The 14,992-nt window shown below is 44.7% G+C and carries 12 protein-coding genes; 9 read left to right on the forward strand and 3 right to left on the reverse strand.

Features of this window, described 5'->3' with window-relative positions; genetic code table 11:
• Positions 1 to 71 precede the first annotated feature (71 nt).
• Positions 72 to 710 carry a TetR/AcrR family transcriptional regulator gene (locus tag CXK86_RS09915; protein WP_076250079.1) on the reverse strand — a complete coding sequence of 213 codons (639 nt, stop codon included), beginning with the start codon at positions 708 to 710 and terminating at the stop codon, positions 72 to 74.
• Positions 711 to 836: 126 nt separating this feature from the next.
• On the opposite strand from CXK86_RS09915, the gene CXK86_RS09920 reads away from it, so the two are divergent.
• Positions 837 to 2,399 (forward strand): FAD-dependent monooxygenase, encoded by a 1,563-nt coding sequence (locus CXK86_RS09920; protein ID WP_076250080.1) that lies wholly within the window; start codon positions 837 to 839, stop codon positions 2,397 to 2,399.
• 121 nt (positions 2,400 to 2,520) lie between these two features.
• Here the strand turns inward: CXK86_RS09920 and CXK86_RS09925 are convergent, their stop codons facing one another.
• A complete protein-coding gene (locus CXK86_RS09925; RefSeq protein WP_076250081.1) occupies positions 2,521 to 4,059 on the reverse strand; it encodes a leucine-rich repeat domain-containing protein in 1,539 nt (512 codons plus the stop codon).
• 162 nt (positions 4,060 to 4,221) lie between these two features.
• On the opposite strand from CXK86_RS09925, the gene CXK86_RS09930 reads away from it, so the two are divergent.
• From CXK86_RS09930 to CXK86_RS09960, 7 genes are all read left to right on the forward strand, one after another.
• Entirely contained in the window at positions 4,222 to 5,028 is an 807-nt protein-coding gene (locus CXK86_RS09930) for a helix-turn-helix transcriptional regulator (RefSeq protein ID WP_076250082.1), read from the forward strand.
• 135 nt (positions 5,029 to 5,163) lie between these two features.
• Entirely contained in the window at positions 5,164 to 6,120 is a 957-nt protein-coding gene (locus CXK86_RS09935) for an aldo/keto reductase (protein WP_076250083.1), read from the forward strand.
• A 138-nt stretch (positions 6,121 to 6,258) separates the two neighbouring features.
• Positions 6,259 to 6,855 (forward strand): cupin domain-containing protein, encoded by a 597-nt coding sequence (locus CXK86_RS09940; RefSeq protein WP_076250084.1) that lies wholly within the window; start codon positions 6,259 to 6,261, stop codon positions 6,853 to 6,855.
• 207 nt (positions 6,856 to 7,062) lie between these two features.
• Positions 7,063 to 7,743 carry a hypothetical protein gene (locus tag CXK86_RS09945; protein WP_101313651.1) on the forward strand — a complete coding sequence of 227 codons (681 nt, stop codon included), beginning with the start codon at positions 7,063 to 7,065 and terminating at the stop codon, positions 7,741 to 7,743.
• A gap of 548 nt (positions 7,744 to 8,291) precedes the next feature.
• Positions 8,292 to 9,881, forward strand: a complete 1,590-nt coding sequence (locus CXK86_RS09950) for a methyl-accepting chemotaxis protein (RefSeq protein WP_101313652.1) — start codon at positions 8,292 to 8,294, stop codon at positions 9,879 to 9,881.
• A gap of 24 nt (positions 9,882 to 9,905) precedes the next feature.
• On the forward strand, positions 9,906 to 10,331 hold the full coding sequence (locus CXK86_RS09955; RefSeq protein ID WP_017687852.1) for a chemotaxis protein CheW: 426 nt from the start codon (positions 9,906 to 9,908) through the stop codon (positions 10,329 to 10,331).
• Between the two features lie 14 nt (positions 10,332 to 10,345).
• Entirely contained in the window at positions 10,346 to 12,361 is a 2,016-nt protein-coding gene (locus CXK86_RS09960; protein ID WP_101313653.1) for a chemotaxis protein CheA, read from the forward strand.
• A gap of 97 nt (positions 12,362 to 12,458) precedes the next feature.
• Here the strand turns inward: CXK86_RS09960 and CXK86_RS09965 are convergent, their stop codons facing one another.
• Positions 12,459 to 13,343, reverse strand: coding sequence for a LysR family transcriptional regulator (locus CXK86_RS09965; protein WP_036672843.1), 885 nt, complete (start codon positions 13,341 to 13,343; stop codon positions 12,459 to 12,461).
• A 112-nt stretch (positions 13,344 to 13,455) separates the two neighbouring features.
• Between CXK86_RS09965 and zwf the strand changes: the two genes are divergently transcribed.
• Entirely contained in the window at positions 13,456 to 14,979 is a 1,524-nt protein-coding gene (gene zwf, locus CXK86_RS09970; RefSeq protein WP_101313654.1) for a glucose-6-phosphate dehydrogenase, read from the forward strand.
• The last annotated feature ends 13 nt before the right edge of the window (positions 14,980 to 14,992 follow it).

Genomic DNA, 14,992 nt, shown 5'->3' on the forward strand with positions numbered 1-14,992 from the left:
ATAATGAAGTCGCAGATCGATTAGATTATTGAATTTATCCGGAAAAAGACAAGGCATTTACAATGGCGATTTTAAGACTTACGTTGTGGGGCATAAGCGCAAAGAAAGACGCGTACGCCTTCAGTGATGATATGTTTATTTTGTTCCTCATCTAATGTCCCGATTTTTCCCGGTTGATTGAATACCAATAAAAACGTTAATGCAGCGAAGTGCTTTGCAGCCATTTTAGGATCAATCACATCGAGCAGTCCGTTTTGTCCAAACGCTGTAAACCTCCTGATAATCCCCTCTTCAGTTGCGTTATCGAGCCTTTCAAAAAACGAGTCTGGCAGGTTGGCAGCTTCCACCATAACCAGACGGATCAAAGCCTTGTAATCTGCCGAACCGTTTGCAGAAGCTACGATTTGCTCACAAAATAAGATGAGCGCCTGCTCAAGATCTTCGAATTTCCAGAGGTGGTCTGATATCCCTTGCTCAATCATGACCAGAACCGCCGAACTGGATTCTTCCACAACGGCAAGTAGTAGATTCTGTTTGTCGCCATAATAATCATAAACTGTCCGTTTGGAAACTCCCGCTTTAGTTGCGACCGCATCGACGCTGGAACGATCAAACCCGTCTGAAAGAAACAGCTCTCGTGCCGCCGTAATTATTTTAGCTCGTTTGTCTGAAGAGCCTTTGCGGATTTTCTTGTTTTCCGTATGATCCATTCTTACGTTTCCCCCCTTATATGTATATTTAAGAAATGGATTAGAGTCCTGCTTTACAAACTATACTGTACGGTGTAGTGTAACAAATGTAGCGTATCAAATCAATGCTCAAGGAGGTTTTTGTCCATGAATACCATACCGTCTGTTGTTGATGTTCTTATCGTCGGGGCCGGACCCACAGGGCTTACACTTGCCTGCGACCTTGCCCGTCGAAACGTCAACCATCGTATTATTGAACGAAGCACCGTGTATAACGTTGCATCTCGCGCCAAAGGAATCCAGCCTCGCTCGCTTGAAGTCATCGATGATTTGGAAGCCGTTCACTACATTGTTGATACAGGTGTTGTGGACTTGCCTGTTCGTTATTATACCGCAGATGGCAGAAGTGTGGACAAGCCGAGTATTACCGTTGCAGCCAGCGCCGAACTTGAGACACCCTATCGTGATCCGGTCTGGATTGCTCAATTTGATGTGGAAAAAGCGTTGCGCGACCGATATGCAGTATTTGGCGGTCAAGTTGAGTTGGGCATGGAAGCTGTAGGGCTTGTTCAGGATGTGGATGGTGTATCGATAACCGTGAAAACACCACAAGGAGAAGAGCAAATTCGTGCTCGTTATGTAGTCGGCGCTGACGGGGGCAAAAGCAATATCCGCAAATTTATTCACTTACCGCTGGTTGGGGAAACACATGATCATGAGCGATGGTATCTTGGCGATGTACGATTGGAAGGGTTAGATCGTGACCATATCCATATCTGGACTTCTTCGGAGGGGATGGTCGGGGTGACGCCGCTGCCAAAAACCGATATTTGGCAACTGCAGGCTACAATTCCGGCAGACATCGATGAACCAGAGCAGCCGTCGCTAGAGGCGTATCAAGCCATGTTTGACCGTCGCGCCGGGTCCGGACGTGTTCGGCTTACGGATGCTTCTTGGTTGTCCATCTACCGGGTCAACGTTCGTATGGTTGAATGTTACCGAAACAACCGGGTTTTCCTTGCCGGTGATGCGGCTCATGTTCATTCGCCGGCCGGCGGTCAAGGCATGAATACGGGAATACAGGACGCATACAACCTCGGCTGGAAGCTGGCGGCTGTCATACGCGGAGCGGACACCGCCTTACTTGACACGTACGATGAAGAGCGCCGCCCAGTGGCTCAAGCCGTGCTCAAAGACAGCACAAAGAAAATGGGAGGCGTCATAGGAACGGCGACAGAAGGCGGAGGGTTGTCCCAATCCTTGAGCACCATATCCGACGATCTGACGAGCGGGCTTCTCATTTCCTATCGTTCAAGTTCGCTTACCCGTCCGTCTGCTCGAACAAATGCTACCCGTTTACTTCCTGGAGATCGTGCTCCTAATGCTACGGGACTGCAAGGCGTCGGGTTTGCAGGAAGTGTCTTTGACCTCTTGCGCGGCCCACACTGGACGCTTTTGGCTTTTGCAAACTACATTGATCCTTCTCTGAAGAACTTCACCAACGATGCACTCCATTTGCATTATATCCTTCCATTTAAGGTGGAGGGGGCGGAAGGCATAATAGACACTGCAGGGAATGCCTATCGAGTTTACGATGTCGCAAGTAAAGAACTTGTATTGATTCGTCCTGACGGTTACATCGCCCTGCGCACCTCCATTGATGATACCGCATCGATCCTGAATTACTTGAATTTGTGTGGCTTATCATAGGATCGAGCGACCCAAGGTTCTGCCCGAGTCACGTCGTCTTTTTGAAAATAGAGTGCAAGAAATTCTATTCATGCAAAAAAAAGGTCTTGCCATTTTCATAACAGGACCCTTTTTGCGTAAACTAAAAATCCCTCAAACGATCAAATACCTCATATAATTCCTCGTGATTAACCTTAACCAAATCATCTTGACGCAGTTCCAAATGCTCCTGTAATTGATCCAGCAACTCCGTTAGAACAACATAAATCTCTTCCCGCTCAACAGTTTCAATAAAGCCGGTCTTGGCATCCATCTTGTTGAAGGTCTGTGTGTAGTTCTCAACCATGGAGACGAGTTGTTTGTGCATAGCTTCCTGATTGTTAAAATCTTGACTTAACTGACGTATTTCCTTCAAACACTGCTTGTACAATTGAGCTGCTTTTTTTGCGTGAGCTGCCTTGATGTGGTCCCGCCCATCCCAATCCCGAAACGGATTGTTCAGGTTCTCCGCAAGCCATTCCGGTTTGCGTGCTTTGGTGATGTCCATATCAAGTCCGGCGGCAGCGAATTTTTTATATCTTGTTTTGATCGATTTGGCTGCATCGGCAGGCAGGCTGGTTAGCCACAGCGTAGCCAATTTTGGAAGTTGCTCTGGACCAGGGAATTCTTCACCATTGAAGCCGAACAGGTCATATGTAGTGAAGGTTTGCAAATTTGCCAAATGCTGAATCGACTCTATATGGGATACATTGCCGGGTTTACCCCACAATCGTAACTCTGAAAGCTCAGGATAATACTGCACAAGTGGCTCCAGATTGAGTTCCGTGATATCTCTGATATACAGAGCTTCAAGTCGTGAGATACCCGTAACCTGCGGCAGGTCCGATGGAACATTGAGAGTGATGCATTTACCGTCTTCATAAGCCGCGATACGCAGATCAGGAGACAGCTCACCTGTGAAATTCAGACTTTTCATCTTTGTGTTCAAAATTAACTCCTTCAACCCGCTGACATCCACAATAAGTTTGGTCAGGTGACTGTTGCTGATATCGAGCATCGTTTGACCATGATGTATGATATGAAGTTCATTAATGAACGGGTTGTCCTCTATAAATGGAAAGATTGATTCCGTACATCCATCCATTTCAATATGTGTCAGACAAGGTAGCTTTGCGAGTTCGGCTACATCTTCCGCAGATGTAGGGCTGAAATCGCGGAGTGTACTCGTACTGCGCCGCATTACACGATCGCCAACCATCACTTCTTTGTCATCATCCGCAGCTTGTTTGAACTGCGCTCTTCGGATCGCATCGATACCTTCCCATTCACGCTGGAGATAGAGACTTTCTCCGATCGGCCAGCCTCCGCCATACGTATTTGTTTCCTCGGTGTAGAGAGGAGGGATATTGCCTGCAAGCACATACTGTGAAGGAACATTAGCACTCACGAAACTATGGGCAAGTCGATCATGCCAGAAATAGAAGTTACAGATCAACGGTTTCATCTGATGAAGCTGCATTTCATTAGGCAGTTGATCACCAGTCCAATCCAACTGAAGGACCGAGGCAAGCGTGTTGGAAGTTTTACCCTCCGTTTCGTTCAGTCCAGTTACCTGGCAGGCTGTATATTGTTGTAATTTTTCGACATACACGCAGTACACATCTCCAACATTGGGGATCATGTTATGCTCCTTTCGTTCTGCATCAATCGATGCTAAGCTACTTGTAAACCAAGTATTCTACAGAACTAATAATAGATGAATTATATCAAAGTCATTCAGAGACTACCATTTTGGGATAGAGCCGAATAGGCTTGAATACTTTTATAAAAAGGAACGATGTTTATGGATACAAGTATGAGCCGTAACAAAAAACTGGGTGAGTTTTTGAAATCACGGAGAAGCCGCATTCAACCGGAACAGGTTGGATTGTCAGGATCTTATGGACAGCGAAGAACACCCGGTCTACGGCGGGAAGAAGTAGCGGTATTGGCTGGTGTCAGTGCGACGTATTACACGTGGCTCGAACAGGGTAGGGAGTTGGCGGCTTCACGAGAAGTGATGCAGAGTATAGCGGATGCGCTCCGTTTAACCCTGGAAGAGAAGAGTCATTTGTTTGACTTATGGGACCCTAATACGGAACATGAATTCCTTGCTTCGTATTCGCAACTGGAGCCAGGGTGGCATAGTATTATTGGCCAGTTGACTCATCCTTCCTTTATTACCAATGAACGTTCTGAGGTACTTGCCTGGAATGAAGCTGCAGATACGAACCTTTTCAACTTCTCGTCGATGAATGTGAATGAGCGTTTAATGATGCGGATTTTATTTCTGGATACAGCGCTCAGGGAGCGTATGCACAACTGGGATGAATTCGCGCGGCACTCGGTAGCCGTATTCCGTACGTATTATGACAAGTATCCGAGTGACCCCGAATTTAGCAGAATCGTGAAACAATTGATTGACGAAAGTGTAGACTTCCGAACGATCTGGAACCTGCACCAAGTTGAGTTAAAACAAGTCAATTGTGTCCTGCTTGAAACGACGGATCGGGCAGATGGCGTTGTGCATGCATACGATATCTTTTCCATGAATAATCTGAACAGCCAATCAGGCATTCATTGTTGTATTTACGTTCCTGTTGCCATATAGAAAGTTAATCAAACTGGTAATTTCTTTACTAGCATAAACAGAGTGTGGTTGGGGTCTCGGGAGTGAAATAGAATGAACTCAAGTTCATACGTTTCTAGTTAACGTTTCTATTTCAAGATGAAAAGAGGGAGCCTCATGCTCAAAACAAGAACACTGGGAAATGATAAATTACGAATATCTGCGCTCGGCCTGGGTGTGATGATGATGCCGGATAATGACGAAGCGGTACATACCATTCAGGGTGCGCTGGATGCAGGAGTTACCATGTTTGATACGGCGGATCTATACGGAGAGTATGAAAAACAGCGATTTGGAGGGAATGAAAAACTGCTTGGACGCGCGCTTCAAGGTCGAAGATCCAAGGCAATCGTTGCCACCAAATTTGGTATAACACACACGCAGGGCCCCAAGGGAGATCCAGCCTACATCAAAAAATCAGTAGATGCGAGTCTTTACAACTTGGGAATGGATTATATCGATCTGTATTATCAACATCGTCCTGATCCGAATACACCTATTGAAGAGACGGTAGGCACACTTGCCGATCTGGTTCAACAGGGGAAGATTCGATATATTGGTCTGTCCGAAGCGCCAGTAGAGATCATTCGGCGTGCACATGCTGTTCATCCGATTACAGCGTTGCAGACCGAATATTCATTATGGAGTCGAGAGCTTGAGGATGAGATTATGCCTGTCCTGCATGAATTGAACATAGGCTTGGTTCCATACAGCCCATTGGGACGTGGTTTCCTGACAGGTCAGATCCGTTCTATAGACGATCTCCCGGAAGATGATTATCGTCGTCACTATCCGCGTTTCCAAGGTGAGAACTTTCAGAAAAATCTGGAGGTTGTTGGATTGATCCAAGAGATGGCTAAGCAAAAAGGATGCACGGTCTCTCAACTTGCTCTGGCCTGGTTACTTGGAAAGGGAGAACATATCGTTCCGATCCCGGGGACTCGCAACCTGGAAAGAGTTCACGAGAACTTAGGGGCGCTACAGGTTTCGCTTACGGATGATGAGATGAACCAGATAGATCACATATCTCCCCAAGGCATTGCAGCCGGAGGCAGATTCCCTGGTAAAGTCTAGTTTGTTTATACAAGATTCTAAGAAACCTAAAGTTCAGGATTAAAAACAATATATAACATGTGTCAACGGTATTATCTTTCTATTCTCCGGCATACAGTACAACAATGAGATGTATGCCCAAGGAGGAGAAATGATCGTATGATGAATCCGATTTTACAAGCCCCGAATGTTCCGCTGGCAGCCGATTCCAATGCGGTTGTCAATTATCAGAGGGATTCACGCAACTATGTAACCCAGTTGTTTGGAGAACAGCTGCCGACCATTGCAAATGGGTTCTTCAACGTGTACTTAAGCAAAGGAATCATTGTGCAGCCACACTGGCACACCAATGTCACGGAGATGGTTGTGGTCATCACCGGTGAAATTACAGCGTCAGTCTTTAATCCGTTTACGCGTGAACGATTGACATATCGTCTGAAACCAGGTCAGGTTGTTGTATTTCCGAAAGGCTGGTTTCACTGGTTTGTCGCTGAGACAGATGATGTATATGTCTTAACAATCTTTGATCAACCAACGCCTGATATTGTGTTTGGAGCGGATTTCTTGGCAGCTACACCGCCGGAGGTGGCTCACCGCGCGTACTGTTTGGATGAAGAGGCATATACGAGAGCTGTTGCTTCCATTAAAAATGATGCGATTCTTGGCCCTCCAATAGGGTGTGATACGCAGGTTTCTGATCAATCGACCTCACCTTCCAAGACGTCCGTGTCACCATCCAATAAGCTGAAATCTTAAGTCAAGATTCCTTATTCATTATCAAAGTACACAGCCTGTAACTGGAGAATAACAGTTGCAGGTTTTTTTTATGTGTCGATGTAATAATCGTAAGAAGTCACGGAGGGGGTTGGTATTATATTAGAGAAAATTCATAATGCCTGAGTCAGTGTGTTACGTTCTCTGTTAGTATAGTATGAACATCCAACAAAAACGGAGGACTCATAAATGAACATGTCAGAAATGGATACGCTTGAAACTGCAATGAGTTATGCACCTATTTTGATGTTTGACAGAGCCGAACCCTTTTATCCTGATTTTGTTGGCATTTCTGTGTTGCATCAATCTGGGCCTTCACCATCGTTCAGAAGGGACATTAAGTTTCCGACCGAGGTAGTACAATATGTAATTGAATATGCAATCTGGTGGGATTATGAGATTGGACATTTGTATGAAATGGAGCATGTATGGGTTTATGTGGGTCATGACGGAGAGGTAGTAGACTGTGAAGCCAGCTTTCATGGGAAGGTGCTGCGCGGATTATTGAAGGAACGGGTCAATGTGGTTGGACATCATGTATGTCTGTACTCACAGCCTGGCAAACATGCTTTCTCACCACTTCCGGTTGTATTTGAGTTATTGCCAAATCTGTATAGTGCAGCAGGTGCCGAAGCTGGATGTGATGGGCTACTTGTGAATGAGTTGTTTCAAGATTATTTTGAAACAAATGAACAGATCGATGATCAGGTAGAGCGTTATCTGCAGACCAAAGCGTTTGTACCTACCATGGAGTTCGAAGAATATTTACTAAAACCGGAGATGTTCATGACGTGGGATAATCTGTTTGGAATTATTCCGCACAGGATTAAGGACCGCTTAATGGAACTGGAGCAGCTATATAACACATAAGTAATTAGTTTTAAACGGGTTTAATGTTAATTTAAAGTGTATTTTTTCGCTTCAAAACCAAACTTTGTTGATTCGGGTTTGGTTTTTTTTATGGGAAAATGGACTCAGTATAAGTAATCATTTATTAGACTTAGGTCTTGAAATGTTGAGTGTGTACAGAAAAAATACATAATTTTTTGTGTGGAAAATGATATTTGTTAGACGTAAGAACTATATAACTTCTTGTATAAATAAAAGAAGATCATGTCACATGAAATTTTGTGTGGAGATGTATGTGTAAGTCAATGCAGAATGTTGATTATACGTATATATGTAAATGAAAAAAACAATTTAATAGGTAAAAAGTATAATTTATATTAAAAAGAAGATTCTTTATATCTGAAATAAAAATTCATAATAGTGCAAATTTATAGAAATAAAAATCTCCTATTCAGTTTTAATATATTTATGTCGAAATAGATCGTAAGTTGTCTGGAGCGCGACCAAGAGAAGGGTTTACCAAGCGTTATATACATAACTGGACACTACGATGCCTAGGAGGAGATTACATGAAGTGGTTTGGAAATTTGAAAACAGCAACAAAGATTATCTCAGCGTTTTTAGTTGTGTCGATAATCCTTGCGGCGCTTGGCGTCTACTCTGTAGTAACATTGAGAAGTACGAATGAACGAATGCAAGAGATGTATAACAACAATCTAATCTCTGTGAAAGAATTATCCTCTGCTCAGATTGATTATCAAAGAATGCGTGTGAACGTGCGTGATTTGAGCTTCGAAACCGTTGAAACCGAAAAAACTCGGATCACGGAGAACATCGCTTCGATCCGTCAGAGTGTGAATGATCGCCTGACCATCTATCGTCCGCTTGCAACAACCCCTGAAGAAATAGAGTTACTCCGTAATTTTGATGCGGAATATCCAGGATATTTAACAATGTTTGAACGAGCAACTAATCTGGCTGTCGCAGATGATCAAAGTACCTTTAATACCTTCCTTAAATCTGAGCTTAAACCACAAGGAGACAGGATTGTAGAACTCCTTACCAATTTGATCGACCTTAATGAAAGTATGGCTGAACAGGCGAATATACAATCTCAGGCTGCCTATTCACAAGCATTTAAAGTAACGATAATTCTTGTGGTTCTGTCCGTACTCTTCAGTATTCTCATTGGATATATCATCTCTCGCTCCATTTCGAAGCCGCTCATGGCTATGCTGGGTCTAGCTACGGAAGTTGCCAACGGAAATCTCACCCTTAAGTCAGACATATCCAGCAAAGATGAAGTGGGTCAACTAGCCGCGGCACTGAATCGGATGGTCGATAATCTGAAAGAGTTAATTAACAATATCGTGATGAACTCCCAAAGTGTTGCAGCTTCTTCGGAACAGATCTCAGCCAGCACACAGGAAATTGCGAGCACCAGCACAAGCCAATCCAGTGAGGCGGGAAATATCTCCGAATTGTTCAAGGAGCTTTCACTAGCCATTAACTCCGTCGCTGCAAGTGCAGAAGAAGCGGCTGAACTGTCCAACGATACGGTGAAGACTGCTCGTGAAGGTGGACTTGTTGTACAGACTTCATTGGAAGGTATGCAAGCTGTTAATACAAAAATGACTAAACTTGAAGATGATTCTCGTAAAATCGGTGACATCATTGAAGTGATTGACGATATTGCTGAGCAGACCAATCTGCTAGCGCTGAATGCTGCAATTGAAGCGGCACGTGCCGGAGAACAAGGACGAGGATTCGCCGTAGTAGCAGATGAAGTCCGGAAGCTTGCCGAACGAAGTGGCGAGGCGACCAAAGAAATTACAGCCATCATCAAAGCAATGCAGGAAAATACGAGACAAAGTGTACAGGCTGTAGCAGCCAGTGTTGAGCAGTCTTCCATGACTGGACAGGCGTTTGATCAGATCATTGATATGGTCAATAACTCCTCACAGAAAGTAAACGAAATTGCTGCAGCATGTGAAGAGGAAGCAGCCCAAGCCGCAGAGGTGATGAGCTCTGTTGAATCCATTTCGGCTTCCAGTGAGGAATCCGCTGCAGCGTCTGAAGAGACGGCGGCAACATGCCAATCTCTGGCACGTCTGGCGGAAGAGCTGGCAAATTCTGCAGCAGCCTTCAAAACAAATTAATAAAATTGAATTGAGGGTGAATTGATGTCTTCACTTCAGAAGGAACAATATATTGAACTGTCTGTAGGTGCAGAGACTTGCGCCATTCGAATCGAAGAAATTCACGAAATTATTAAAATGCTTAGCATCACAGATATTCCATTTAGCCGTCCAGAGATCAAAGGGGTAGTTAATCTGCGCGGCAAGGTTGTATGTGTAATGAGCCTTCGTAATCTGCTGGGTATGCCGGATGAACCGGACACCAGAGCGACGCGTATTATCGTAGTTCGACATCAGGAAGAATATATTGGTTTGATCGTGGATCGCGTGAACAAGGTAACCACATATTCCGAAATACATCCGCCAACCGGCGGATATGGTCGTAACCGTGAAGGTTTATTCCATGGTGTGGGTCAACAGGAAGACAAGCTTGTGGGCATTTTGAAACTGGACGAAATATTGGGCGGTTAGGGAGGAATACACGAATGATGGATTTGTCTGCCTACCGTGACATCTTTATCGAAGAACTGAATGATCAACTGGAACGTATGGATCAGTCTTTATTGGCATTGGAGCTTTCACCTTCTGTAGAACTGGTTCAGACGCTGTTTCGGGCAGCCCATACCATCAAGGGATCGGCATCCACTATGGATTTCCGTGAATTAAGCGACCTTACGCATGAAGTGGAGTATGCTCTTGAATGGGTCCGGGAGAAAAAACCGGAGATGACTTCGGAGCTAATTGATACGTTGTTCCGCTCTTTGGACGCCATGAAGGTGCTTCGTGATCAGTACATCCGTGGGGAAGCCTATGCAGACTTTCGAGCGGTAGTACGAGAAATAAAGGATTTAATTCAGACCCCGGCAGTAGTCGGGCAACTTAAAGTACCTCAATTGCAACCAGCAGAATCGATTGTGGCACAGGTAGCTATTGTGTCAGGCAAGCAGTTATTGTCCATTCATGTTGTGCTGGAGCAGAAGTGCATGATGAAAGCGGCCAGATATCATATTTTACGACAACGTATCGAGGACATCTGTGGTACGGTTGTCGCTACTGCGCTCATGGAGAGTCAACCGGGCGCGCAAAATGAAGATGATCATTATGGTCAGTTCATCATCATCGTAGCAACGTCGAAGGACCCACAGCAGCTTAAGGCAGAGCTGTCTTCAGACTCGGATATTCATATGCTGGAGATAGATCCATATCTGCTGGAATCCAATGAGGTTGCAGCGACTTCTGCACCACTTGAATTAATCTCTGAAACAGAGCAATCGAAACAAAGCTTACCTACCGTGAATACAACTGGGCCAGATGAGAAAGTGAAAGCTGCTCAACCTACAGTTCGTGTGAGTGTTGAGCGTCTGGACCATTTGATGAATTTGGTCGGTGAACTGTTAATTGATCAGACATCCCTTGCAGATCTGAGTGGCACGGGTGCGCGTAAGGAGTCTTCAACACTCATCCGGAGTATTAGTGGTGTATCCGATCATATGGGCAGGGTAATCAAGGAACTCCAAGAAGGTGTAATGAAGACACGGATGTTACCTATTGATCAACTATTCAGTCGCTTCCCGAGATTGGTTCGTGACCTATCACAGAAGCTGGGTAAGGATCTGGAACTGGTTATCCAAGGTGGAGAGACTGAGCTTGACCGGATGATTATTGAAGAATTGAGTGACCCGCTGATCCATCTCATCCGCAACAGTGCAGATCATGGCATTGAAAGTGCAGAGATTCGAGCGGAGCTCGGCAAGCCGTCCAAAGGACGAATTACCTTAACTTCATTTCATGAAGAAAATCATGTTGTCATTCGTTATTCGGATGATGGCAAAGGTATCGATGGTGAGAAGATCAAAGCTTCCGCCTTGGGCAAAGGTATCATTAGTGAGGAACAGGCTGCACGCCTAACAACACAGGAAGCTGTCCATCTCATATTTGAGCCTGGTTTCTCCACGGCTTCTTCTGTCAGTGAAGTATCAGGACGCGGCGTTGGAATGGACATCGTGCGTAGTCAGATCGGGCGACTCAACGGTATCATTGATATTGATACGGAGGTTGGTGTGGGTACCACGTTTACGATTCGTCTACCACTCACACTGGCGATTATTAAAGGTTTGTTAGTCAAAGTGTCGGGCCGTGTGCTGATCTTGCCGATGTATAATGTTGCTGAGATTGTTCGAATCTCACCTGAAGATATTCAGATGATTCAGGGGCAACAAGCGATCCTGAATCATGGGCGAATTGTACCTTTTCACCGACTGTGCGACAGGCTCAACTATCCACGAACGGACCGTAAGTCCAAAACTATTCCATTGGTGATCGTGCGTTCTGTTGATAAAATTGCAGCTTACGCAGTAGATGAGATTATAGGAAATCAGGAAGTCGTTATTAAGACGCTTGGTACGTATCTGGGAGCGATGAACCATCTATCTGGCGCAACAATCCTCGGTAATGGTAAGGTTGCCCTTATATTGGATGCGTCCTATCTGGTGAGTCTTTAATCGTTAGATAAACACAAACATTATGCAGGCCAAAGAGCCTCATCCTCCATAACTGGACGGTGGGGCTCTTTGTTGTACCTTTTGACATTGTGACCACTCAGGATTTGAAAATGAGATCCATAAACCGGTTGGCAGCCAGAGAAATCGGCATATTGCGTTTGGTCATAATCCCCACATGGGAAGGGGGGAGCGGGACATCAAGCTGAATTTCGAAGAGAGAACCTTCCTCCAGCTCTTTGGATATAAATTCACGTGTAACATAGGAAATCCCCAGTCCTCGACGCGCAAACTCAATTAACAGATCAACGCTACCAACCTCAATCTCAGGTTTCAACGTGTAGTTATAGCTGTTAAACAACTCGGTTATAGCCATCCGAACACGGCTGTTCCGGGAGAAGAGGATCAGTTGATGCTCAAGAAGCATCTCAAGTGTCATGACTTTACCCTTCAACTGAGCATAACGTTCCCCGGCTACAAAACAGTCCTTCAACTGAATACTTTCCCTGACTTCTAGCTGTGGATCAACAATGGGCATCCGAACAACACCAAGATCGATCTTGCCTTCTTTCAGAAAGGTAATCACTTCCGGGGTAGTTCCATGACTCAGATGTAGCTTGATGTTAGGGTACAAGGTGTGGAATTCCTCTAGATACGCCAGCATGTAATGCTTGAACAGGGAGTCACTGCCACCAATCCGGAGTTCACCATTGTCGAGATTCTTCAGTGCGGCCATTTTTTCTTCCGCAAGTGAGATCAGAATCTGGGATTGTTCAATATAGGAGTATAGACTGGCACCTTCCTGTGTCAACGCGACACCCTTGGAATTTCGATAAAACAAGGTAAGACCAAAGCTCTCTTCCAATTGCTTAATGGCATGACTGACGCTGGGTTGAGTGATATACAGCGCTTTCGCAGCCTGTGTCAAACTTCCCGTTTTGGCGGCCCAATAAAAGACTTTATATAGTTCGTAATTTGTTGTCATAGATGTGGTCTATAGCTCCTGTGAAATATATTAATTACTTGTATAGCTATAAAACGTATTATAGTGTAACTACAACAAAGAAACCAGAGTTACTTGGAAGGAGAACGGTGAGATGGAACCAACTACCATTGTTTTATTTGGTGCTACGGGCGATTTAGCCAAAAGAAAAATATATCCTGCCTTATATAACTTATATCTTGAGCAGAAGCTTCCTGAAACCTTCTCATTGATTGGTCTGGGGCGTAGAGATTGGTCTGATGAATTCTTTCAGGCACAAGTGGAAAAATCACTTAATGAATTTTCCAGACGCCAGGCTGATCCTGAAGTTGTGAAGTCATTTGTGAAAGCTTTCCGCTACAGTGTATTGAATATAAGCCATAAGGAAGATTATATAAAGCTGTTGGGATTAGTTGAACAAAGAGAAGCTGAACTTGGCATTCCGTCCAATCGCTTGTTTTATCTCTCGGTTGGTCCGGAATTCTTCGAACCGATTGCCGAGAACATTCAAGAAAGTGGACTGGGTTCCACAGAGGGCTGGAAACGTCTCGTCATCGAGAAGCCATTTGGTCACGACCTGCAGTCCGCCAGAGACCTTAATCGCAAATTAAGCGAATCGTTCACGGAGGAAGAAATTTATCGGATTGACCACTATTTGGGCAAACCGATGGTACAGCGTCTGGAGACGTTGCATCAGAGTAACCCAATCATGAAGGCTTTATGGAACAACCGTTACATCTCCAATGTGCAAATTACGGCGAATGAGACTGTAGGTGTCGAAGAACGTGCATCCTATTATGATCATGTTGGTGCAGTGCGAGACATGTTCCAGAATCATATGTTGCAATTGCTCATGATGATGGCGATTCAGCTTCCATACAACAGTACTTCCGAAAAAGTTGGATTGAAGAAAAAACACATTATGGAATCGATCCAGCCGTTACAAAAACAAACGGTGGGCGCAAACATCATCCGTGGACAGTATGCAGAAGGCAACATTCAAGGTAAACCGGTTAATGCGTATACTGCTGAACCGGGTGTAGCCGAGAATACGATGAATGACACATTCATTGCTGCCAAATTGCAAATTGATGATTTCTTCTGGCGTGGTGTTCCGTTTTACATTCGCACGGGTAAAAGAATGAAGGAGAAATCAACACGTATCGTGATTGAATTCAAAGAACCTTCAGGACAGACAAATGTGCTGAAAAACAAGGGTTCCAAACCAAACCTTCTCGTCATTGAGATGAGTCCGGATCAGAGCATGACATTGCAACTGAATGCAAGTGATCCTGAGAATAAAGGTGAATTCAAACCGGTTCACATCGATCTTTCTCCGGATAAAGGTGACCTCGCGGAAGCTTACGAGAATCTGATTCGTGATGCTTTGTTGGGTGATCCAACATTCTTTGCCCACTGGGATGAAGTAGAATTGTCATGGGCATGGGTGCAGCCAATTCTGGATGCATTCCAGGAAAATCTGTTGCCACTTCACCTGTATCCTGCGGGTAGTTATGGACCGGCTGAATCAGATGTTATGCTTGAAGAAGATGGTCACCACTGGTGGTTTGATGAGCCGGCGGATCAGGAGTCTGTAGTTACAAATAGCATACCCTTGGCGGTTAATGCAAATCTCTAAACCAAAATAAAAA

The sequence above is a fragment of the Paenibacillus sp. BGI2013 genome (genome assembly GCF_002843485.1).
Taxonomy (GTDB): domain Bacteria; phylum Bacillota; class Bacilli; order Paenibacillales; family Paenibacillaceae; genus Paenibacillus; species Paenibacillus amylolyticus.